Annotated in this window: 19 protein-coding genes and 1 riboswitch; of the genes, 2 read left to right on the top strand and 17 right to left on the bottom strand. The window is 36.4% G+C overall.

All coding sequences use genetic code 11. The annotated features are described in order from the left end of the window. Window positions 1-49 precede the first annotated feature (49 nt). The 9 genes from MHH88_RS11080 to MHH88_RS11120 all read right to left on the bottom strand — a co-directional run bounded on the left by MHH88_RS11080 (window position 50) and on the right by MHH88_RS11120 (window position 12,661). Window positions 50-247: a DUF6501 family protein gene (locus MHH88_RS11080; RefSeq protein ID WP_025219552.1), complete on the bottom strand. Its 198-nt coding sequence runs from the start codon at window positions 245-247 to the stop codon at window positions 50-52. Window positions 248-729: 482 nt separating this feature from the next. Next, window positions 730-1,461 carry an amino acid ABC transporter ATP-binding protein gene (locus MHH88_RS11085; protein ID WP_069512546.1) on the bottom strand — a complete coding sequence of 244 codons (732 nt, stop codon included), beginning with the start codon at window positions 1,459-1,461 and terminating at the stop codon, window positions 730-732. Between the two features lie 13 nt (window positions 1,462-1,474). Then, window positions 1,475-2,200, bottom strand: a complete 726-nt coding sequence (locus MHH88_RS11090; RefSeq protein ID WP_069512545.1) for an amino acid ABC transporter permease — start codon at window positions 2,198-2,200, stop codon at window positions 1,475-1,477. A 315-nt stretch (window positions 2,201-2,515) separates the two neighbouring features. Beyond that, window positions 2,516-3,370 carry a transporter substrate-binding domain-containing protein gene (locus tag MHH88_RS11095; protein WP_339258014.1) on the bottom strand — a complete coding sequence of 285 codons (855 nt, stop codon included), beginning with the start codon at window positions 3,368-3,370 and terminating at the stop codon, window positions 2,516-2,518. 119 nt (window positions 3,371-3,489) lie between these two features. After that, window positions 3,490-3,675, bottom strand: a riboswitch (Lysine riboswitch). Between the two features lie 389 nt (window positions 3,676-4,064). Beyond that, on the bottom strand, window positions 4,065-5,321 hold the full coding sequence (gene odhB, locus MHH88_RS11100) for a 2-oxoglutarate dehydrogenase complex dihydrolipoyllysine-residue succinyltransferase (protein ID WP_339258016.1): 1,257 nt from the start codon (window positions 5,319-5,321) through the stop codon (window positions 4,065-4,067). Window positions 5,322-5,412: 91 nt separating this feature from the next. Continuing rightward, on the bottom strand, window positions 5,413-8,235 hold the full coding sequence (locus tag MHH88_RS11105; RefSeq protein WP_339258018.1) for a 2-oxoglutarate dehydrogenase E1 component: 2,823 nt from the start codon (window positions 8,233-8,235) through the stop codon (window positions 5,413-5,415). A 232-nt stretch (window positions 8,236-8,467) separates the two neighbouring features. After that, window positions 8,468-9,853, bottom strand: a complete 1,386-nt coding sequence (locus MHH88_RS11110; RefSeq protein WP_339258020.1) for a HAMP domain-containing histidine kinase — start codon at window positions 9,851-9,853, stop codon at window positions 8,468-8,470. Then, window positions 9,850-10,527: a response regulator transcription factor gene (locus MHH88_RS11115; protein ID WP_069512540.1), complete on the bottom strand. Its 678-nt coding sequence runs from the start codon at window positions 10,525-10,527 to the stop codon at window positions 9,850-9,852. The genes MHH88_RS11110 and MHH88_RS11115 overlap by 4 nt, the downstream gene beginning before the upstream one ends. A 109-nt stretch (window positions 10,528-10,636) precedes the next feature. After that, on the bottom strand, window positions 10,637-12,661 hold the full coding sequence (locus MHH88_RS11120; protein ID WP_339258023.1) for a diguanylate cyclase: 2,025 nt from the start codon (window positions 12,659-12,661) through the stop codon (window positions 10,637-10,639). Between the two features lie 549 nt (window positions 12,662-13,210). Between MHH88_RS11120 and MHH88_RS11125 the strand changes: the two genes are divergently transcribed. Then, window positions 13,211-13,759, top strand: a complete 549-nt coding sequence (locus tag MHH88_RS11125; protein WP_024361631.1) for a GNAT family protein — start codon at window positions 13,211-13,213, stop codon at window positions 13,757-13,759. 54 nt (window positions 13,760-13,813) lie between these two features. Here MHH88_RS11125 and MHH88_RS11130 read toward each other — a convergent pair whose 3' ends face one another. Beyond that, on the bottom strand, window positions 13,814-14,890 hold the full coding sequence (locus MHH88_RS11130; RefSeq protein ID WP_069512538.1) for an undecaprenyldiphospho-muramoylpentapeptide beta-N-acetylglucosaminyltransferase: 1,077 nt from the start codon (window positions 14,888-14,890) through the stop codon (window positions 13,814-13,816). Window positions 14,891-15,062: 172 nt separating this feature from the next. On the opposite strand from MHH88_RS11130, the gene MHH88_RS11135 reads away from it, so the two are divergent. Further along, a complete protein-coding gene (locus MHH88_RS11135; RefSeq protein WP_069512537.1) occupies window positions 15,063-16,409 on the top strand; it encodes an MATE family efflux transporter in 1,347 nt (448 codons plus the stop codon). 79 nt (window positions 16,410-16,488) lie between these two features. Here the strand turns inward: MHH88_RS11135 and MHH88_RS11140 are convergent, their stop codons facing one another. The 7 genes from MHH88_RS11140 to MHH88_RS11170 all read right to left on the bottom strand — a co-directional run bounded on the left by MHH88_RS11140 (window position 16,489) and on the right by MHH88_RS11170 (window position 23,756). Next, on the bottom strand, window positions 16,489-17,019 hold the full coding sequence (locus tag MHH88_RS11140; protein WP_339258028.1) for a Ger(x)C family spore germination C-terminal domain-containing protein: 531 nt from the start codon (window positions 17,017-17,019) through the stop codon (window positions 16,489-16,491). 72 nt (window positions 17,020-17,091) lie between these two features. After that, a complete protein-coding gene (locus MHH88_RS11145; RefSeq protein WP_339258030.1) occupies window positions 17,092-17,568 on the bottom strand; it encodes a hypothetical protein in 477 nt (158 codons plus the stop codon). Continuing rightward, window positions 17,550-18,587 (bottom strand): GerAB/ArcD/ProY family transporter, encoded by a 1,038-nt coding sequence (locus MHH88_RS11150; RefSeq protein WP_339258032.1) that lies wholly within the window; start codon window positions 18,585-18,587, stop codon window positions 17,550-17,552. Before MHH88_RS11150 ends, MHH88_RS11145 begins: the two co-directional genes overlap by 19 nt. Next, the gene (locus tag MHH88_RS11155) at window positions 18,584-20,017 is read right to left on the bottom strand and encodes a spore germination protein (protein WP_339258034.1); all 1,434 of its coding nucleotides are present in this window, start codon (window positions 20,015-20,017) and stop codon (window positions 18,584-18,586) included. Before MHH88_RS11155 ends, MHH88_RS11150 begins: the two co-directional genes overlap by 4 nt. A gap of 189 nt (window positions 20,018-20,206) precedes the next feature. Continuing rightward, the gene (locus MHH88_RS11160) at window positions 20,207-20,878 is read right to left on the bottom strand and encodes a CAP domain-containing protein (protein WP_069512533.1); all 672 of its coding nucleotides are present in this window, start codon (window positions 20,876-20,878) and stop codon (window positions 20,207-20,209) included. 389 nt (window positions 20,879-21,267) lie between these two features. Then, window positions 21,268-22,170 (bottom strand): CobW family GTP-binding protein, encoded by a 903-nt coding sequence (locus MHH88_RS11165; protein WP_339258037.1) that lies wholly within the window; start codon window positions 22,168-22,170, stop codon window positions 21,268-21,270. A 68-nt stretch (window positions 22,171-22,238) separates the two neighbouring features. Continuing rightward, window positions 22,239-23,756 (bottom strand): S41 family peptidase, encoded by a 1,518-nt coding sequence (locus tag MHH88_RS11170; RefSeq protein WP_339258039.1) that lies wholly within the window; start codon window positions 23,754-23,756, stop codon window positions 22,239-22,241. Window positions 23,757-23,985: the final 229 nt, after the last annotated feature.

Here is a 23,985-nt window from a genome sequence, read left to right on the forward strand (position 1 = left end):
AATATAAAAAGGGGTGTCTCAGAAGTTCTCTGTGACACCCCTACTCATTTTATGCGAAATACTCTTTGTAGTAACCACCGATATTACCAGTGTTGTCAATAATGAAAATGAACTCTTCTGTTTCATTTTTCACTTCATACTCTTTTCCTACTGTTAATACGTTGGATACTAAATATTTTGATGCATTCGTATGTTTGCACGTAACCGTACGAAGTGTTGGCGCATCTTTCCATTTTAAATGTAACATAATTTCTCTACCTCTCTTTACTAGCACTTAGCTAACGTCTATTGTTTATTTTATACGATTTTAGCTCTTTTGTGGAGAAAAAACTATAGAAGTCTATATTTTGTACTTAATGACGTTTTATTTACACATTTACCCTAATAAAATGATACTAGAGGTGTTGTTATGAGTTTTGGTGGTGTTCCGCAATGGTTTTTTATCATCGCTGTTGCATTTGCCATCTGCTTTATTTTATATGCAGAATGGAATTCTAGAAAATAAATGAGTCCATTTGTTATGGACTTTTCAAACTGTAGAAACTTGTTTTTTCTTTCAAGATACTTTTCTAACACTCGCAAGCCCTACCACGACTTTTCATGGTAGGGCTTGCTTACTTGTAGATTTCTGATACAGAGAGCTCCCCTATTACAGACGTGACTGAAGCATTCTATCAAGTGCTAGCACGCGCTGAATCCATTGATGCTGAAGATAAACGAACGCTAAACTTACTTCAGCGTTCGTTTTAAAAACTCTTTTGTACGTTCATGTTCTGGGTTTACTAGCACCTTCGATGGTGGTCCCTCTTCCACAATTACCCCTTTATCCATAAATACAACGCGATCTGCAACTTCCTTCGCAAACTCCATTTCATGTGTTACGATTAACATCGTATTTCCAGAATCCGCTAACTCCCGCATAACTTTTAAGACTTCCCCGACCATTTCTGGATCTAGCGCAGATGTCGGTTCATCAAATAGCATCACATCTGGATTCATCGATAATGCCCGCGCAATTGCTACACGCTGCTTTTGGCCACCAGAAAGTTGTCGCGGCTTAGCATTGACGTATTGATCCATGCCAACGATTTTAAGATACTTCAAGGCTGTTTTCTCTGCTTCTTCTTTTGAACGTTTTAACACCTTTACTTGCCCTACTGTACAATTTTTTAACACATTATGATTGTTAAATAAATTAAACTGTTGGAAAACCATGCCTAAATGGGTACGATAAGCTTTAATATTATGCTTTTCGTCTAAAATATTTTCCCCTTTATAAATAATTTCGCCACCGTTTGGCGTTTCAAGTAAATTAATGCAACGTAAGAGTGTTGATTTACCGGAACCTGATGAACCGATTAAACATACAACCTCTCCTTTTTCTACTTTAAAATTCACATCTTTCAACACTTGGTTACGTCCAAATGATTTACTTAAATGCTCTATTTGAATGATTGCCATTTGTTCGTCCCCCTTAGTCAATTTCCTTTAATTCTTTTTGATAAGCATCCGGTCCATCAAGGCGTTTTTCAACGTATAATAAAATTCTTGATGCCGTAAATGTCATGATAAAGTACAGCACACATGCCACAAAGAATGATTCGAAATAGCGGAAGTTATTACCTGATATTGATTTCGTTTGGAAAAATAGTTCTGTTACGCCAATCACACTTAATACGGCCGTATCTTTAATATTCATAATTAATTGGTTGCCTGTTGCAGGTAAAATATTACGCGCAACTTGTGGTAATACGACATACATCATTATTTGCACATGGCCCATCCCAATAGCAGAAGCGGCTTCGTACTGTCCTTTATCAATGGAAACAATCCCTCCACGAACAATTTCTGCCATATAAGCACCTGTATTAAGCGAAACGACTAAAATACCTGCCGTAATAAAGTGCATATCAATCCCAAAAGCAATATCTAGACCGTAAAATACTACCATTGCTTGTACAATCATTGGTGTACCACGGAAAAATTCTACATAGCATGTCAGTATAAAATTAAAACATTTTAATACATAATATTTTATACCTTTTTTACGTACTGGAATGGTATGCATAATCCCAATAAAAAATCCGATAAATGCACCAATGACTGTACTGATAATTGAAATAAGTAATGTATAATACGCACCTCGTAAAAACATTTGCCAGTTGTTTTCTATAATAGAAATGATCCAATCTAAACTCATGATGTTCCTCCTAACAACGCGTTGTTGCTTGATATCAAATATGCCTTAGCGAAATCATCTCTTCATTTGAATGATGTTGCTTTATTCAAATTATGTGAAATACACCATAGACATGAACATTTATCAGAAGGTGCCACCCTTCTATATAAACGGAAATAATTGAGGCTACCCCATATATGCTCCAAGCATACTATTGCCTTTGATGATAGCTGACCCCTATCGCATTACGTAAGATTCAAACTTCTAAATCAAAAAATAGTATACTAGAAGTACTTCCAGTATACTATTTTCCATTTTGGCGCAACCCCAACTAAATTACTGTGCTGCAGGTTGTTGAAGAATTGCTTCTTCCATAATTTTTTGGCGATCATCTTCTGAAATACCTTTTAGGATTTCATTGATTTTATCTAGACTTGCATCACCTTTACGTAAACCAACTGCAATCGAAGTATTTGAAATATCTGTATCAAAGCCTTCTTCGAATGATACAAATGTAAATTTGTCATTCGCTGCTGCAGCAGAAATACCTTCTGGACGCTCTGCTACATAACCATCAATTTTGCCTGCTTCTAAAGCGACACGCATTGCAGAGAAGTTCTCCATTGCTGTTTGTTTTTCTACGCCCTTAATTTGATCGATTACATTGTAGTTAGACGTATTTAACTGTGAAGTCACTTTTGCACCTGAAAAATCTTGAATAGATTTTGCATCTTCATATTTACTACCTTTTTTAATTACCATGACGAAATCAGAAGTATAGTAGTTTTCTGTAAAATCAATTGTTTGTTTACGTTCTTCAGTTGGAGACATTCCGGCTACAATCGCATCAATTTTTTTGGATTGTAGAGCTGGAACTAAACCATCCCATTCCATTTTGACAATAACTAATTCTTTTCCTAAACCTTCAGCAATCTTTTTCGCCATTTGTACATCATAGCCGCCTGCATATTCTGCATTATCAGCAATTTTTACTGCACCATTTGCATCATCTTGCTGTGTCCAGTTAAATGGAGGATAACCTGCTTCCATACCTATACGGAATTCTCCACCTGCTTCTTCTTTCGCCGCATCGCCTGATGCTTTGTCTTCCGATTTGTCTCCAGTACCACAAGCTGCTAACAAAATCGCTGTCATTGCCGTTAACATAAATAGCAACCATTTTCTTTTCATCTAAAACTCCCCTTTTCTGTAAAAAAAATAAAGCAACTGTACAAAAAAAGACCTAAGTTTTGAACTTAGGTCTTACCTTTTATTGACAGTTGCCCAAATCCTCACTATAATTTCCATCATTCTGAGATAGCACAACCTAGTAAACTGGAATTAGATTTACTAGGACAGTCCTGCACTTATTCACTGCAGACCCAGCATAAAAGTACGAGCTCCTTTTATACTTCGGCGATATTTCCTTCTCCATTACGTCTTCGCTTGCTTTAACTCAGCAATGGACTAATAAATACCGCGCCTCTACCTCACATAGTTAACAGTGAGGTTTGTTTATTTAATTGATATTTAGATATTACTATAAAGCTAGTCTATTCGTCAAGATAGTTTTATCATTTTTCTGACTAATGACAAAATTAGGTTATTATCCTTCTAAAATCCATAAATTACATCTAAGAAAGTAGAAATATTGTAATTATTATTTTATATTTTTTCATAAATTATTATTATGTTCAACACCACTGACCATACAAAAGATTCAGTATCTTTCTATTTTAAAGGCCTTTAGACTAACTTAATAATACAAAATTTAGACTATTCCTTTATAACCTTACCTAATTCCTCCGATTCCTGCCTATACATGGACAACAAAAAGCCCTGCAAACCGTTAAGTTTGCAGGGCTCTAATACATATTTTTTTGTATTAAGAATTTAGTAATAAATCTTCTGGATTTTCAAGTAATTCTTTAACTGTTTTAAGGAAGCCTACAGAATCTTTACCATCGATAATACGGTGGTCATAAGATAGTGCTAAGTACATCATAGGACGAATTTCTACTTCACCGTTCACTTCTACTGGACGTTTTTTAATTGAGTGCATTCCTAAAATAGCAGCTTGCGTACCGTTCATAATAGGTGTTGACATTAATGAACCGAATACACCACCATTTGTAATCGTGAATGAACCACCTTGAAGATCAGCGATACCTAATTTTTTATCGCGAGCTTTTTTAGCTAAATCTGCAATTGAATCTTCAATTTCAGCAAAGTTTTTACGATCAGCATCGCGAACAACTGGTACTACTAAACCTTCTTCAGTTGATACAGCTACACCAATATCAAAGAAGTTATTTAAGTGAATTTCATCGCCAACGATTTGAGCATTCACATATGGGTATTTTTTAAGAGCAGCCACTACTGCTTTAGTGAAGAATGACATGAAACCAAGCTTAGAGCCAGTTGACTCAAAGAATTGTTCTTTTTTACGTGAACGTAATGCCATTACGTTTGTCATATCTACTTCATTGAATGTTGTAAGCATCGCTGTTGATTGCTTCACTTCTAATAGACGTTTAGCAATTGTTTGACGACGACGGCTCATTTTTTCAATTGTTACACGAGATTCGTCAACAGCTACTACTGCTTTTGGTGCTGCTGGCGCTGCTTGTGGTGCTGCCACTGGTGCTGTACCATGAGCTGCAACATCTTGTACACGTACACGGCCTTGTGGATCTACTGGAGATACAGCTGCAAGGTCAATACCTTTTTCACGAGCCAGTTTACGTGCTGCAGGAGACGCAATAACACGCTCACCTGAAGTTTCTTCTACAACTGGTGCTGGTGTTGGAGCTGCTGCTTGTGGCGCTGCTGGTGTTGGAGCTGCTGCTTGTGGCGCTGCTGGTGTTGGAGCTACTGCAACTGGTGCTGCAGCTGGTGCTGCACCTTCGCCAGCTTCAACAACTGCGATTACTTGACCTACAAGAACAGTATCGCCTTCTTCAGCTAAAATTTGTGTTAATACGCCAGCTTCTTCAGAGATGATTTCAGCGTTTACTTTATCTGTTTCAAGTTCAACGATAAATTCACCTTTTTCAACGCGGTCGCCCACTTTTTTAACCCACTGTGCAATACTACCTTCTGTAATCGATTCTGCTAATTCAGGGACTTTAATTTCAGCCACTTTCATTTCCTCCTTTGATTAACGTGCATAATGCACATAAAAGGGCTACCGCCTTAGGCAAGTAGCCCAGCTTCCAGTAATGTTGATATGTTTATTTAACTTTAATCGTTTCAGCCACTGCTTCTTCAATAACAGCAGACTGAGCTGCTTTATGAGAATCTGCATCGCCTTCTGAAGTTGAGCTCATTGCAGGACGACCTACATAACGAAGCTTTTTACCTTCAGATAGCTCATATAATGTTTCTAATGCGTAATTCCAAGCACCTTGGTTTTTAGGTTCTTCTTGCACCCATGCAATTTCTTTTACATTTGGATACTTAGCAATAATATCAGCTACTTGCGCTGTTGGGAATGGGTAAAGTTGTTCTACACGCACAATGTGTAAGTGATCGAAGCCTTCTCCATCTTTTACGCGGTCTGCTAAATCAATCATTACTTTACCAGTACCTAATACAATACGCTCAACAGAATCCGTTTTTGTACCTAATCCTGGTTGCTCAATTACTTCTTGGAATGAACCATCTGCTAATTGCTCAGCACTTGCTGCTGCTAATGGATGACGAAGTAAAGATTTTGGTGATACAACAACAAGTGGGCGTACACCCTCTGTTTCTAACATTGCTGCTTGACGGCGTAATAAGTGGTAGTAGTTACCTGCATTTGAGCAGTTCGCAACAAACCAGTTATTTTCTGCAGACATTTGTAAATAACGTTCCATACGACTTGATGAGTGTTCAGGACCTTGACCTTCATAACCATGTGGTAAAAGGATGACAAAGCCTGATTTTTGTCCCCATTTAGAACGCGCACCTGAAATGAAGTTATCAAACATTACCTGTGCCATATTTGCAAAGTCACCAAATTGTGCTTCCCAAACAGATAAAACATTGCCGTTTTCTAGATTGTAACCGTATTCAAAGCCTACAACTCCAGCTTCAGTTAATGGAGAGTTGTGAACTGTAAATGAAGCATTTGCACCTGAAATATGGTGAAGTGGTGTAAATACATTGCCGTTATTTTTGTCATGTAACACTAAATGGCGTTGTGAGAATGTTCCACGTTGCGCATCTTGACCAGTAAAACGAACAGGTGTGCCATCTTGAATAATTGTTGCATATGCTAATGTTTCAGCATGACCCCAGTCAATTTTAGCAGAAGTAAATGCATCGCGACGTTTTTCTAAAATTTTACCTAGTTTCTTTTGTGGCTCGAAGTTTTGTTCAAACACTAAAAGTTCTTCGTTAATTGTTTGTAAACGTTCAGCACCTACTGCTGTATCAATTTGTGGGAATTCAATTTTTAATTCTTCTGGCATCTCTAACTGTGTATGTTCATCTTTAGTTGCCATTTCTTTTACGTGATCGTAAGCCACTTGCATTTCAGCATAAATTGCAGAATCAAGTGCTGCTACTTCATCGGCAGTAACTAGGCCTTCTGACACTAATTGCGCACCATACAATGTACGAATTGTATCATGTTTTGCAACAAGTTTATATGTTTCTGGGTTTGTTACAGTTGGGTCATCTGTTTCATTATGACCATGTCGACGGTAACCAATTAAGTCAACAATAATATCTTTACCAAATTTTTGGCGATAGTGAGCCGCAAAACGACCTACTTGTGCTACAGCTTCTGGGCTATCTGCATTAACATGTACAACTGGTACTTCGTAACCTTTTGCTGGGTCAGAAGAATAAACAGAAGAACGTGAGTCTTGTAGTTCCGTAGTGAATCCAATCATATTGTTCGCAATGATATGAATTGTACCACCAGTTGAGAAACCTTCTGTTTTAGAATAGTTTAACACTTCTGTTACAATCCCTTGACCTGGGAATGCAGCGTCACCATGCACAAGGATACCTAGTCCTTTTGCAGGATTATGCACAGCTTGCCCTGGCTTAGATGTATCATCTTGTGTTGCACGAGTAGAACCTAATACTACCGGATTTCCAACTTCTAAGTGTGAAGGGTTATACGCTAGTTTGACATTCATACCTGATTCACGTGTATAGGAAGCACCCATGTGGTATTTCACATCACCAGTCCAACCTTTTGTAATTTCAAGTCGACCATGCTCTGGCATAAATAAGTCGTTTGAAACATGTGCAAAGTCAGAGAACATCATGTCATATGGCTTATTTAAAATATGTGTTAGCACATTTAGACGACCACGGTGTGCCATACCAATACGTACATTTTCTACTTTGTTTGCTTCTACTGTTTTTAAAATTTCATCAAAAAGGACGATTTGAGTATCTAAACCTTCACCAGAGAAACGTTTTTGACCAACAAATGTTTTATGAATAAATTTCTCGAAGTTCTCAACACGTGTTAAACGGTCTAATAACGCTTTTTTCTCATCTGAAGATAGTGCTTGTTTTAAAGAACCAGATTCAATTTGAGATTGAATCCAATCACGTTCTTCATTTACAACAACATGCCCATATTCAAAAGCTATTTTATCTGTATATACAGATTTTAAATAATCAATTGCATCCTTACCATTTTTCACGCCCGCTGGCACATCTTTGAAGAAGATAGCAGCAGGAATTTCTGCTAAATCCGCAGGACTTAAGTTGAACGCACTTTCTTCAATTTGCGCTGTTTGAAGTGCACGATTTTTCAAAGGATAAATATCTGCTGCTAAATGTCCTTGTGAACGAATTGCATCAGCTAATTTAACAGCTGCCAATACCTTTTTATAATCGCCAGCAGGAGCTGCTGAACCACTTACTACAGCTACATCACCTTCTACTACGACTGGTGCACCAAATTGTTGGAATAATGATACTAACTCCGGTTCTACTTCTTCAGGAGACTGTAAGAATAAGTCGTATTGCTCCATCACATATCCTAAGTTAGGACCAGAGAAAGCTGACCATGGAGAACTTACAGTTGTAACGTTGTTCGACATGAAAAATGACCTCCAAATTTTGCCTATCGGCAGTTCCATTAATTAAATTACAATTAATTATATAATATTTTCCCGCTCATTAAAAGGATGTTTGACACAACTTATCCATAATTTAATGAACGTTTTTTCCATCTCAATCTTACTACTCTTCACAGAAAATACAACTCTTTTTAGCAAATTAAGCAATTTTTTTCTCAAAGGCTAAAATTCTTAAATAAAGCGTGTATTTTTCTTAATATTTTAGCGGTATCTTCAGCAAGAAAACGGTTCCAACATTTACTTCACTCTTGACTTCTATTGAAGCATTATATTTTTCAAGTAACATTTTAGAAATACTTAACCCTAAGCCCGTACCGCCAATTTGACGATTTCTTGCTTCATCAACACGGTAAAAACGATCAAAAATATAGGGAAGGTTTTTTTCAGCTATCCCAATCCCATTATCTGTTATTTGAAACTCCACTTTATCACCTTTCATCAAAAGGGAAATATTTACTTTCGGAACTTTTTCACAATAACGAATGGCATTTTCTACTATATTGCGAATTACTTGACCAAGAGCATTGGGTGTTATAAAAACAGCCCCTATTTCACCATTTTTCGACAGCGTAATAGTTGCATCCGGATACAATTTCGCCATTTCACTTATAACACCTTCAATGACTGCTACCGGATTTGCCTCACTCGTTTCATCTTTCTCTTCACGTCGTGCAAGTTCAAGCAACTCTTCAATCATTTTTCGCATCCTAGTAATTTCCGTTAATGATGTATCTATCGATTCCTCTAGAATAGCTGGATCATCCTTCCCCCACCGCTTCAGTAGTGAGAGATGGCCTTCAATTGCTTGAATAGGTGTCCGCAATTCATGAGAAGCATCCGCAACAAATTGCTGCTGTTGAGCAAACGATATTTGTAGTTCATTCATCATTGCATTGTACATTTTCAATAAGTCACCAATTTCATCTTGTGATGCGTAAGATAGCTGGATAGGTTCATTAAAACCTTGGTCCATAACCGTTTTCATTGATGCACGCAATGCATGAAGTGGTTTCGTTAAATAATTCGCTAAATAATACCCAATGGAACCTGAAAGGAACAATGCACCGACTCCTGCAATAAGCATAGCGGTCAACAAATAACGCATTAAGGATTCAAAACGTGTTAACGGATGAATCACTTGAATATATACTTGAAAAAATCCGAGTTTTATTGGCTCGTTTACAACATATGCATCTTTTTTATCAATGGTCATTTGCACAATTTCTTGCATCGGAGAAAGAGGTGCAGCTTTTGAGGCATTATTAATTCGCAAAATTTCAATACCATCATTATTATATAGTCTAACCGTTTGCTCGCGATCCACAATCGATTTTAATAATCCTGTATTTTGCTGAATTTGTTGGATTGATATATTTGGCCCTTGTGATTCTAGAAATGAAGCGACGTCATCTCTTGTTCGTTTCACTTTACTAATTTCATCATTTAATAGCCAAGTATGCAATGAAACATAGACAACGATACAAATTATAGCGTAGCTAATAAAAATGACCGCACTCGATGTCAACATCCACTTTCTTTGCAAAGAAAGATTGCTGAAATATGCATTTATTTTGTTCATTCACGCATCACGTATCCTACCCCACGTACGGTTTCGATATAGGCATTTAAATCACCAGGTAGTTTTGTCCTTAGATGACGGATGTATACATCCACAACATTTGTCTCAATATCTGCATCATATCCCCAAATGGAAGTTAATATAAGCTCTCTTGTACATACACGATTTTTATGTTCTATTAATAACTTCAACAAATCATATTCGGTTTTTGTAAGATCCAATTTTTGACCTTGCACTAATACCTCATATGCATCAATATCGATTTCAATATCTCGAAAATGTAATGTGTGACCCACCATTTTTTCATTAGGCTCCACTCGACGTAAAATGGTACGTATACGTGCCAGTAATTCTTCAATGGCAAACGGCTTCACGATGTAATCATCGGCTCCTGCGTCTAAACCCGCAACTCGATCCATCACAGCATCTCTGGCAGTAAGTAAAATAATGGGTACTTGAGACTGCGTGCGAATACGACGACAAATCTCAATTCCATTAATACCAGGTAGCATGACATCTAATAATAGAACATCATAGTTTTCTGTAGTAGCAAGTGCAAGCCCTTCCCGCCCATCAAAGGCTACGGTCACATCATAGCTTTCATGTTGTAACTCCAGTTCAACAAAACGAGCAATATGTTTTTCGTCTTCTACTAATAGTATTTTTTTAGGCATCTAATCACCTTCTATTTCAATCTAATAACTTCTTTTCTATCATAGCACTAGCATAACATCATTTAAAAAGCCTGTACCACAAGTAAATACTCGTTTGTACAGACTTATTTTAAAGAGGGCCAATAAATAAATTGTTTTTCCCACTTTCCTTCGCCTTATATAATGCTTGGTCTGCTAAATCCATTAGCTCCTCTAACGTAGTTGCATGGTCTGGATAATAGGCAATTCCAATAGATGCAGTAGGTGCAAAGAAATGATTTTCGATTGTCCAACCTTTTTTTAATTCATTGCGAATACGGTTAATGATATGCATCATTTGACCTTGCCTTGCTTCAGGTTTACGCGTTAAACCTGTTAAAATAATGATAAATTCGTCCCCACCCATTCGAATAACAAGATCGTGACTACGGACAGATGTTATTAACACCTTGCCAAATTTGCGGATAAAATCATCCCCCATATCATGTCCGAATTGATCATTTACATCTTTAAAATCATCTCCATCAATATATAACATGGCAATACATGCGTCTTTTGCATGTGCGTCCATCAGTATTTTTGGAAATTCCTTTGTTAAATACCTTCGATTCGGTAGCTGCGTTAAACTATCATGATAAGCTAGATAAAGTAAATCATTTTCCCGTTCTTTACGATGGGTAATTTCACGTGAAACCATAATAATTTGTGAGATTGTTTCGCGTTCCGTATCATGAACGACCGTTACATTGCCTTCTGTCCAAACAGGTGTGCCATCTTTCGCTTGAAGCAATAACTCAAATTGTGTATCCGTCTTCTCTGTAAAATCATTTAGAAACGCTTGCCACGCTGGTTTACTTTGCTCATCAATAATATCACTGTAAAACTGTCCTTGTAATTCAACAATGGCATAACCTAAATACATTCTGTAAGATGGTGAGGCATAAATAATGATGCCATCTTCATTTAAGATGACAATTAAATCATTTGTATTTTCAGTAATTAATCGGAATGTCCGTTCAATATTTTTTAATTCCGTTAACATTCTTTTCTTGTCCGTAATATCATAGTTAATGGATAAATATTGCTCCACTTGGCCAAATTCATTTTTCAAGGGCACAATAGCAGCCTCTACCCAATAGTCTGCATGATACTTTGTGCGGTAGCACAGCTCACCTCGCCACACCTCTCCTAATGCCAGGGTTTCATTGATTGCTTGAAAAACGCTTTTTTTATTATTACGTGGTTCAATAAGGTCATAAGGATGACCTAGTAATTCACTGGCTGTAAATCCCGAAGCATTTAAAAATAAATCATTTACTTCCACGATTTTTCCTTCGATATCTAAAATAGCGATGGAAGTGGCAGAATTTAAAGCTGCCTTGTACACTTCAAGGCCATGAGATGTTGATCGCAATGCGGCCTGTTGTTCTGTAAATTGCGTAAAATCTTGCATGATTAAGAAAATAGCAAAGGAATTGTCTCCTTGCATTACTGGTGACATTGATACTAAATACATGCGCTCCTGTTGATCCAACGTATGTAATTTAATAAGCTTCTCTGCAATATTTTCACCCATTGCTGCTCTTTGTAAATAGTCTTGTATTTTTTCTATTTCCTCTTTTGGAATGATGGGCAAATCGATAAATGGCTGATGTTTCACCATATCGTTATCCAAATCAAAATCTTGAATGAAGCTTGTATTTACTTCGAATATAGTACCTTCAGCAGATAAAATAACGGTTGAAAAAAAAGCGTGGTCAAAAATAGACCGCATAAATAAAAACTTATCTTCAACACTTCTGTCATATAAGATTTCTTTTGTAATAGCTAAAATATAGTATTCATTTCCGTCTTTAATCGGGCGGACAGATGTCTCATATTTTCGCACTTCCGATTGAACATAGGCATAATCGACATAATCGACCTGCTGATGTTGAGCAATTGCTCGATGATAATTTTCTTGAATAATGACAAAATTCCGACTAGAAGTAACAGCAGATAGCATTTTTCCAACGGTGTTATTGGATAACAGTACTTGGGCAGCTTGATTTAAGCGAATATATTGATAATCGTCTCCAACTCTCTTCATTAAATAGACGAAATCTTCTCCAATAAATAGTTGATTGAATAGTTTTTCGCTTAAAAGATATTCCATAATGTCACTCCCCATTATAAAGTCACATATATATAAATTCGTTATAAATGTATTTATTTATAAAATAAAAATTACACTAGTATTATAACATATTTACAATCATTTAACTTTGTAGAATTACGAAAGATTCTATCCTTTTTCGAGTAAAATTTGATAATATTTCACTTTTTAAAAGGCAAAACGATACTAAGGAAATACTTTTTCCGTCATTTTTATGAAACATATAACTATAAAAGACTTTATAATCATATATAACAAAAGTAGGGAAATGATATTTTTCGCTATTTTTTCCGAATTAACTGACAATTAAACTTAATTTTCGTTTGAAAGAGCAAAATGATTGCACCAAGCAGTAGACTTGTTATATTATATTAATAAAACTAGCCATTTTTCGGTATGGTCGCAAAATCAGTAAGACAGCGGGAGATTATGGATTTCATAGTTATAACGTCTAGTTCTTTGGGTTTTTAATTCCAGTACGAATTTTAGTTTTATTCTTTATGCTTTAACGGAATTGTTTTAACTACCCTTGCAAAGGAGGCGTTTCGTATGCTTAAACATCGAGACCTACATGAATGTACAGAGCTTTATGAGCTATTATCGCATCCATCTGTTTTTCCCTTCGTTCGCCAAAAGGCACAATCTGCGGACGAATACTGGTTTATGACCAAGCAACTAATCGAAGAAGAAGCGAGAGGGCTCGCTATCTCCAGGACAATAACTGATGATTGGGGTCAACCGATTGGCACCATTAGCATTCATGATGTGGAAGACGGTGCTGGCTTCCTCGGAACGTGGATAGGGCTCCCCTATCAAGGGCAAGGTTACAACCAAAAAGCAAAAATGCTCTTCTTAAATGAATTATTTTTTGATTATAATTTCCATACGGTTTTCCTCCGTATACGAGTAGAAAATAGTAAATCACAGCGTGCCGCTTTAAAGTTGCCTTATGTTGTAAGTGCAAATGACAGTCACCCAACATTATTAGCACAAGTTAACAGCGGAGAAGCACAATTTAATCTATATAAAATACCACGTGACTTGTTCTATCTCACAACTGCCAATCAGACGCAAGAAGGCGAAGAACAAGCAATGTAATGACCAATTAAAAAAGCTATGTGCACTGTTTATTATAACAGTACACATAGCTTTTTATTTTTTATATTGCAATATTAACTTCGCCATCTCGTTTGGCGTTTTAGGTCTTTGCGTCTTTTCCATTGCTGGTATGATTTCTGATTTACGCGCTGTTAACGTATAAACTGATTTCATAAATGTTTCTTTTGTTAGTTCTTCCTCTTGTAAAACTTCAGCGTATCCTTGCTTTTTAAATAACTTTGCATTCAAAATTTGATCGCCGCGACTTTTTTGTGCAGATAGTGGAATTAATAACATCGGCTTATGAAGGGCTAAAAATTCAAATATAGAGTTAGATCCTGCACGAGATACAACAAAATCTGCTGCATGTAGTAAATCCGGTAATTCCGTCGTGACATAGTCAAACTGTTTGTAGCCTTTCATTGCCTCTAAGCTTTCGTCTTTATTTCCTTTTCCACATAGATGTATTACTTGAAATGTTTGAAGTAATTCAGGTAAATTATGGCGTAATGCATCATTTAACACAACTGAACCAAGACTTCCCCCCATCACTAAAAGAACAGGTTTTGACGCCGTAAAGCCACAGAAAGCAAGACCTTTCGCTTTATTACCATTAAATAATTCTTGACGAATAATGGAACCTGTACAAGTTGCCTTTTCCTTTGGCAAGTGCTGAAGTGTCTCTTCAAAAATAGTGAAGATATGCGAAGCAAATGGGAGTGCAATTTTATTAGCTAAACCGGGAGTTACATCGGATTCATGTATAACAACTGGTACGCCTGCCACTTTAGCTGCCATCACGACAGGTACAGAGACAAAACCACCTTTTGAAAAAATAACCTCTGGCTTTACTTTCTTTATAATGCGAAATGCTTGCATAATGCCAGCAAGTACTTTAAAAGGATCCGTAAAGTTTTTCATAGAGAAATAACGACGCAATTTTCCGCTAGCAATCCCATAGAACGGGACTTCCGGAAATGCCTCGCCAATTAATTCTTTTTCAATACCTTGCTCTGAACCAATATAGTGGACATCGTAACCTAGTTCAAGTAAAGAAGGTAATATCGCTTGATTAAGTGATACATGGCCTGCTGTCCCACCACCGGTTAAAATGATTGTTTGTTGTTTCACGTAAATTCTCCTATTCCTTAAAAGCCATTGTAGCAAACGCCACTTTTGTTTACAGTCTTTTATTTTACTATATGCGAAAGAAAAGATATAGATGAAGCTTTAATTTTTCATCATATTATGTTTACTATATGCTATACTAATTCATTATGCTTATAAAAGGAAGTTACTCACTATGTATAAAACGACAACATTAAAGCAAAAGTATTCTATAATTGTAAAAATCATCGTACCTATTCTAATTACCCAAGTAGCCATTTACCTCATTTCTTTTTTCGACATTTTAATGTCTAGTCGCTACGGTACTTCTGATTTAGCAGGAGTCTCTATTGGGTCGTCCATTTGGATGCCTATCTATACTGGGCTTTCAGGTATTTTATTAGCAATAACACCGATTGTCTCCCAGCTTGTTGGCGCAAAGAAAGAACAGTTAGCTAAACAAGCAGTGCAGCAAGGCTTATATGTCGCACTTGTACTTTCTGCATGTATTTTTATCATATTATTTATCGGGCTCGATTGGATACTTGGAAATATGCAATTAGACGCCTCTGTACATAACATTGCAAAATCTTATATTCATGCTATGTGCGCTGGTCTTGTACCACTTTTTTTATTTTTTGTTCTACGTTGTTTTATCGATGCGTTAGGTCAAACACGAGTAACCATGATTATTACACTGCTAGGAACACCTATTAATATCTTTTTAAATTATATTTTCATTTTCGGAAAGTTCGGTGCGCCAGAGCTTGGCGGTGTTGGTGCAGGTGTTGCGACAGCCATTACGTATTGGCTAATTTTCTTTATTACGGTGTGGATTATTGCCAAACGCGTGCCTTTTGAACACTTTACTATTTTCCGCGAATGGCCGAAGTTACAATGGCTTAGCTGGAAAGAAATTTTAGTTATTGGTGTACCAATCGGCATTTCCTTATTTGCAGAAACAAGTATTTTTTCTGCCGTCACAATGATGATGAGTAACTTTAGCACCGAAATTATCGCTGCCCATCAAATCGCTATTAACTTTACGTCGTTGTTATATATGGTTCCTCTAAGTATTTCAATGGGTGTTACGATTTTAGTAGGTTTTGAAATTGGGGCGGGACGTTTACGTGACGCAAAAATCTATAGTTATTTATGCGTAGGTACAGCGATTGTATTTAGTTTTTTTTCAGCTTGCGTTCTCTACTTACTTCGTGAACAAATCGCTACAATGTATTCAAGTGATGAGCTTGTTTTAAAAAATGCGCAAGTCTTTTTAGTATATGCCGCCATTTTCCAACTATCTGATTCTATTCAAGCACCTGTACAAGGCGCATTACGTGGATACAAGGACGTGACCATCACGTTTATCATGGCTATCATCTCGTATTGGATTATCGGATTGCCAACAGGTTATGTACTAGCTAACTATACGGATTTCGGTCCAGTTGGTTATTGGTTAGGGCTTGTAGCTGGCCTATCTGCGGGTGCTATTACCTTATTAATCCGCTTATTACTCGTACAAAGAAAATTTGCCCTATAATGAATAAAGCGCAAAAATGGTGATACAGACATCAACATTTTTGCGCTTTATTATTTAAACAATAGATAAAAGCTCCTTTTTAACGGAGTATGCCTGTACGAATAATCGTTACTTTCACTTTTGGTTCAATAGTAAGTGAAGCAAATTGCTCACGCCAGTCTTGCTGAAAGAATTTGGGATGATGAGCGCGAATATAACGTCCTATCCCTAAAGTATCGGATTTCTCTTCTTGTAGTATGTTTAATACTTCCTCAAAATCAGCTTGTATTCTTTGTTGGAACATATCTTCTATCGTTTTAAACGTCTCTTCTTTATACAAATGATCTTTTGAAAACTCTTCTATTTCTAAATCAATTTTAAAATCCATTGTTATTTTTTTCATTTCTTCATTGATGATCCATTTTCTTTTTAAATGAATCACCTCTGAAGTGACAGGTACATCCTCGCCATTGAGCTTGAGCATATATTCAATGCGTGCATGCTGACTCGCTTTATCCATTAATAAAAGCATATAAAAGGATTGCTTCGGATTTAAAATTTTCCCAGTAAACACTTGACCAGAAAACAACGCCACCCCTGCCGCTTCCGCACTATGTTCTTCTTCGTCCATTTTGATATAAGGTACGGCAATAGTACAGAAAAAAATACAATTTACCCTAAACTGAATTTACAAATGATCGGATCAACATTGTTTGATAACGCCAAAGATATTAATAAAGCGTTCATAGTAACCTCCTGCATTGTCCGTTACTTCTTTTGTTAATTCAACAAAAGGTTTTACGCTCCCCTCAGTTAATGCCACTTTAATAGATATTGGATTTTGCGGATCACGAAAATAAATATCTAGTAGGTCATATAAAGGCTCTTTCACCGTATCAATCGAAATAAGCAATGTTGCGAGTTCAGACAAATCAAGTGTTTGTTCAACCTTCATGTCAGCATTATTTCGAACATCACGTGGAGAAATCCCTTTTGCCTCAATTAACATAATTTGACTTTGCTTATCAATCGTTTTTGGGTATGCATAATATCCTTTATACTCGCCCATTGTCCCTTCGATGCCAGCAAGGGAAACGACTGACGAATTTTTATATAAACGCTCGTCCCAACAACCCGCAAGTAGTGCAACCGAAAGGATGATTATTGCTTTTCGATACACGTTTTCCCCCTCCATTTATTCCAAAAAATAATGAGAATCGGTAAGAGAAAAGTGAAAAGTAATATTATATAATGGAAGGAATTTTTCATTATTTCAATCACCTTAAACTTAACTAAAAAAAGTGGCACAATCGCAAGCAAAATATGATAAAAAACGGTTGTCTTTTTAGTACCCTTTTTTCCTATACCAAAATGGACAACCCTTATCGTTAAATTAAAAATCAATACTGTGATGATGGACCACGACAGCCAGATATACACAAAGAAAATATCAAGTCGCTTGACAAATGTAACTTCTTGAGATTTTAAAATATAAATAATCGGCTCTGGTACTAACTTAATCTCTTCAATAGTAAAAAACATTTGGGAAAACATGACGGAAATTAAATAAAAGACAAAAACGATAAGCTGATAAATCAATATTGACTTGTAATTTAAAGTCAATTCCTTTTGTAAAAAAGGACGATAAATCAGATACATTTCTGCGCCCATAAATGCAAAAACACTATGGATAAGACCTTGAATGATTTCCTTACTATTATTAAATTCAAGCGGTAATAAGTTTGTCCATGTAAGGTCTGGAACCGCAAGCATTAAAAAAATAATAAAAATAAATATAAGCGGAATAAACATAACGCCAATATTAATAACGGTTTCCGGTCGACTTATATTACCATATAACGAAAGTGCAACAATAAATAAGATGATTATCCACTCGGGCGTTTGAGGCAAAACCCATGATGCTAAAACATATACCATATAGGCTAAAAATGTCGCAATCATTAAAAACCAATACACCTTATACACCCATTGGAAAAATGTATTCAAGTAAAAATACCGATAATACCGTTCAAAAAATAGTAATACTAAATAATGTAATATGGTTGCTACGATAAATAGCACCCAGGCCTTATTTTTACTTTCGCTAATTAAAGGCGTTTGAAAGGAAATATAAATAATACCTGTTTCAATGAAAAACAATAGTAAAAAAAATTGCCCTTTAGATAACGAAAAATTCAAGGTGTATCACCATTCTTTACACTGTCATCTTTCGGTGAACTAAAAGATGTCACTTGGACGGTAGGTTTAAAGAACGGTCCTCGCACGAACACTTTATAGATTTCCTTTGGTTGAAATGGCACAATTGGAGAAAAGTATGGCTGTTTTAAAGAGCTTAAATTAATTAAATGAATCAATAAAACAACTACACCAATAACAATGCCAAAAAAACCAAATAGTGAGGCTAACACCATAAATGGAAAGCGTAGCATACGAATCGAAGTATTTAATTCTACTGAAGGCACTACATAGCTAGAGATTGCTGTTAAAGCAACAACTATCACCATTAAGTTCGATACTAAACCAGCACTTACAATAGCATCTCCTATAACTAATCCCCCGACAATGCCTATCGTCTGCCCCACTGATTGTGGCAATCGTATACTGGATTCCCGTATAAGCTCCATAATGATTTCCAATATAAGCGCCTCTATTAAAGGTCGATATGGAATTTCATTTACATCATTTTTCACCTGATTACTCAATTCTAATGGCAATACTTCAAAATGAAAACTGATAATTGCAATGTAAAATGCCGGCAAAAAAACAGCAGCCAAAAATGATAATAACCGTACCATGCGATAAAAAGAACCTACCAACACTCGACCATTATAATCATCAGGCGATTGATAAAAAGAAAAAAACGTAACAGGTGCAATCAATGCTGTCGGAGAGATATTCGTTATTAACACCACTTTCCCCTCCACTAAATTAGCGACAACCCGATCCGGACGCTCCGTATTGAGCAATTGAGGAAAAGGCGACCATACGGAATCTTCTAACTCATCACTTAGTTGACCAACACTATAAAAATAATCTATGTTAATGGCGTCAATGCGCTTTTCAATTTCAGCTAACGTTTCTGCTTTAATGACTCCGTCAATGTAAAGATAATAAGCTTTTGTATTTGTCTCTTTGCCAATTGAAAAGGATTTTACGACAAGGGAAGGATTATGAATACGTTTGCGTAATAAGGCTAAATTGGTATCAACGCTTTCCACTAGCCCTTCATGTGATCCACGCAGAACATGCTCATTATTCGGCTCATCAGGATTGCGATGTACTTGATTTACACTCGTGAGTGAAAGCATTTCACCTGTATCAGGAATAATGATTAGCGTTTCGCCATTACAAATATGTTCGATAGCTTGTGGTAGCGAAAACGGCTTAAGAGTCGTCATTATCGTTTCACTCCAAAACGGCTTGTTTGTATCTAAACGGGCATAAATTGTATCGAGTAATTTTTGCGCTTCTTTTGCATCCACAAGCGAGGAATAAAAACATAAAATAGCAGACGTTCCTTCTCGCCAGTCTACTTGTCTTACTGTAAAATCGGATGATTGATTAAATGCTTTTTGTAAGCTTTTCATCATTATTTCCACTTTATTCATAAAACGCCTCCTATACTTGGAAGTATAGGCAAAAATGGCTTATCTCAAACGGCATGTCTTTCGATTATCCTGTTTTTTTCACTGTTTATCATTTTTTACCTTAAAAAAATAAAAAGACATCCAAATAAGCCATGAAGACTTATTGGACATCCTACTTGAATACGTTGTTTCTATTAAATTTTCACATTATTACTTTTGAATAAACTGTTGCGTCCAGTAGTTACCTGACTTCACATAACCTACACCAATATGTGTATAATTTGCATTTAAAATATTGGCACGGTGACCCGGTGAATCCATCCAAGCTTGTACGACTTCTTGTGGAGAACGTTGACCTTGGGCGATATTTTCACCAGCACTCTTATAAGTGATGCCTAAAGCTTTCATACGATCAAATGGTGACCCAAATGTTGGGCTCGTATGTGAAAAATATTTTTTCGATTGCATGTCTTGAGATTTTTCTCGTGCTGCAGCCATTAATTTATCATCCGTTTGTAAAGCTTTTAACCCTGCTTTTGTACGCTCAGCATTCGTTAATTTAACTACCTCTTGTTCAAAAGCATTTACATCCGATGTTGTTGTAGTCGGATTAGATGTAGTTGGTGGTGTTGTCGTTGTATTATTTTGTTGATTTGTTGGTTTATTTGTTTGTTGATTTGTTTGCGTATCTTTTGACGGTGCAGTTGTATTCGGTTTAGTTACAACCCACTTGTGATTTGACCAATTATTATAATAGTAAACTTTACAGTTCGTTGTCTGATTTGCTGTGTTCCCTTCTGTAGTATTAGAAGCAGCAGAAGCCAATTGAATTGGAGCTGCTAAAAGAAATGTTGCACAAATTGCAGTAAGTGTTTTTTTCATTTTGCAATTCCTCCTATCTGCAACCTATCGTAAAGTATGATTCTATAAAAAATCTTCCCAACATCTGCTAGCCTGCCCAATAGAAAAGTAGTTTCCGTTAAACAGGGGTTTTTTTGTTATATTTTTTAGCAAGTTTGACCAATCTATGAAATACTTACGTTTTAAAGAGGGTTGACAGTATTCAATTTCTGTTCGTATTTTGGCTATGATTTTGATAGATTAGCACACTTGCCAATAACTAAAATTGCCTGGATAAAATAAAAAGAGATTTAAAAATTGCTATGGCTATAAAAAATCTGCTCGGTTCCACTGAATGATTTCTAAGGATTCAGAAAGAACACGAGCAGATGAATTTGATTATATCAAGTAAAGCATGGGACACTTTTTATTTAATCAATACCAATTACATGAACACTGCCAATATTTTCACCTATTAAAACAAGCTTTGCGGGCATTTTAATGAATTCTGGCAACCATTGTACCATCCCATAGGCATACTGAAACAGCATTGGATTTTTAACGCCTTCTATCGGAACGTAGCCTTTCATTCGGTACACCGTATCTGGTAATCCACGTACCCACTCTTCTATTTGCTCTTGTGTAAAGTGAACATCTTCAAATTCAACTAAACGGGAACCTAAATGCATGGAGGTTATCGGTGTTTTTTCAATATATTGCTTATCAATTTTAACAGTGGCAGATAAATTTTCTAGTAAATGGTACGGTACACGCCCATTTGTTGTTTGCAAAATAAATGCATGGGGATTAAAACCTTGTAGCTCATAAACGACTTGCGCTTGCTCCGCCTCTGTTAGTAAATCGGTTTTATTGGCTAATAATAAATGCGCGTGACGAATTTGCTCCATAAACAATGTACGCACTTGCGGAGTTAATGTGTCACGATGTAACCAAAGCTTCGAGTCCGCAACTGTAACAATCCCCTTGACATGTAACTGCTCGGCAAAAATTGGAGAATAGACAGCATCCAATGCTTCTACAGGGTGAGCCGCTCCAGTTGTTTCAATAATTAGAACGTCAAATTCACTATCTAATAGAAGAGACTGGATTTGAGCCTCTGTTTTTTCAGCTCCTGAACAACAAATACAGCCCTCTAGCATCTCTTTTAGCGGCACGTCCTCTTCTACAGCTTGAGAATCAAATGGCAGCTTGCCAAGTTCATTCATAATAACAGCGGGCTTTAAACCCTTTTCTTTTAGTTGTCGTATAACATCTGTCAGCATAGATGTCTTACCACTTCCAAGAAATCCGCTAAATAAATATACATCCTTCACAATTCATTCCTCCTAAAGAAAAAGCTGTCGCATTGCCGTACGAGACGACTTCTGCGACAGCTACAGTGTTAGTTTGTTGTTCCCTCTGTTTGTTTTTTTGCATCAGAAACTAGCTCTTTTGCTTTTAACAGTTGAGGATCCTCTGATTTCATTTTTTCACGTAACGCATCCATTAATGCGTAAGTTGTTTCGTTCGTTAGAATACCTGTTTCTTCAAGCTTATTGTCAGATTGCAATTTTTTTACAGCTCGTTCTGTAAATTGATCAAAGATCCCGTCAGCTTTTCCAGGTTCATATCCTAGCACTTCTAACATTTCTTCAGCCACTTTGACAGAGTCTGACTGCAAGCCCTCTTTCATTTCAATCGTCGGGTCTAAAATTGGTAAAGAAGCATAAGCTGGATATGCTACTTTTACATCCGGTTCAATGCCTTTTTCATTAATCCAGTTACCGTTTGGTGTTAACCATTTACCGGTTGTGAATTTTAAATTAGAACCATCCTTTAAAGGTGTAACATTTTGTACGGTTCCTTTACCAAACGATGTTTCACCAACAATTTTAGCGCCTACTGATTCTTTTAAAGCACCTGCTAAAATTTCCGATGCCGATGCACTGCCATTATCCACTAGAACGGTTACAGGTACATTATATTTTTTCCCTGCTACCGCATTTGTAATAACTGGCTCCTCGTCTTTTTGCTGCACTTGTACAATCGCTTTACCTTCTGGTACAAATAAATTTGAAATTTCAACCGCAGCATCTAAGTACCCACCTGGATTTTGGCGTAAATCAAGGACAATCCCTTTCATGCCTTTTCCTTCGTACTCAACAAGGATTTTTTCTAGCTCTTTTGCTGTTTCTTCATTGAATGATGTAATTTGGATATGTGCAATATCTCCATCTAGCATTTCACCATAAACCGTTTCAACAGGAATATCATCGCGAATAATCGTCATTTGAATTGGTTCAGCATTTTCGCCACGTTTCACTGTTAGCTTTACAGGTGTACCCTTTTCGCCACGAATAAGTGCTACTGCTTCTGAAGCGCTAAAACCTTGAATGCTTTTACCATCTACCGTTAAAATAATATCTTTTGGTAATAACCCTGCTTTTTCAGCAGGTGAATTTTTAATAGGTGACACAACAGTAATAAAACCATTACGTTCTTGAATTTCAGCACCAATACCCTGGAAACTTGAAGATAATCCAGAGTTAAATTTTTCTGCTTCATCCTTCACCATAAAATCAGAATAAGGATCTTCTAATGCATCAAACATGCCGTTAATGGCGCCATCCACTACTTTTTCATCATCGATATCTTTGTAATACTTACCTTTAAGCATATCAAATGCTTCGTATAGTTTTGTAAATTCCGCACGTTCAATTGGGACTTTTACTTCTACCACTTTCTTTTCACCGAAAGTTAACGCAAAAATGGTTAAGCCTGCGGTAATTAAGATTGTAAAGAACATCAGCATAATAAACTTAAACGGCTTCATCTGAATAAATTGGCCTGCAGGTTTTACCTCTACTTGTTGTATTTGCTCTTGCTGTTGTTCTAAACCATCTTTTTTCTGTTCATCCATCTTGATTGTCACCACTCTCATATACACTAACTTGTTGTCACACTATTACCATCTTAACAGGTTATAGAGGAGACGAAAAGAAAAAGAGTGTCAAAATTTCATGACAGCTCTTGTCCCCCCTACTAACTTCATAAAATTGCACATTAATAAGCTACTTTTTCAGCATCCATACACTCACTACTAATAGATTAATGGTCTAAAAAGTCCCTATTTTACAATTTTTCATTAA

The organism is Lysinibacillus sp. FSL K6-3209 (assembly GCF_037976175.1).
Taxonomy (GTDB): Bacteria; Bacillota; Bacilli; order Bacillales_A; family Planococcaceae; genus Lysinibacillus; species Lysinibacillus sphaericus_D.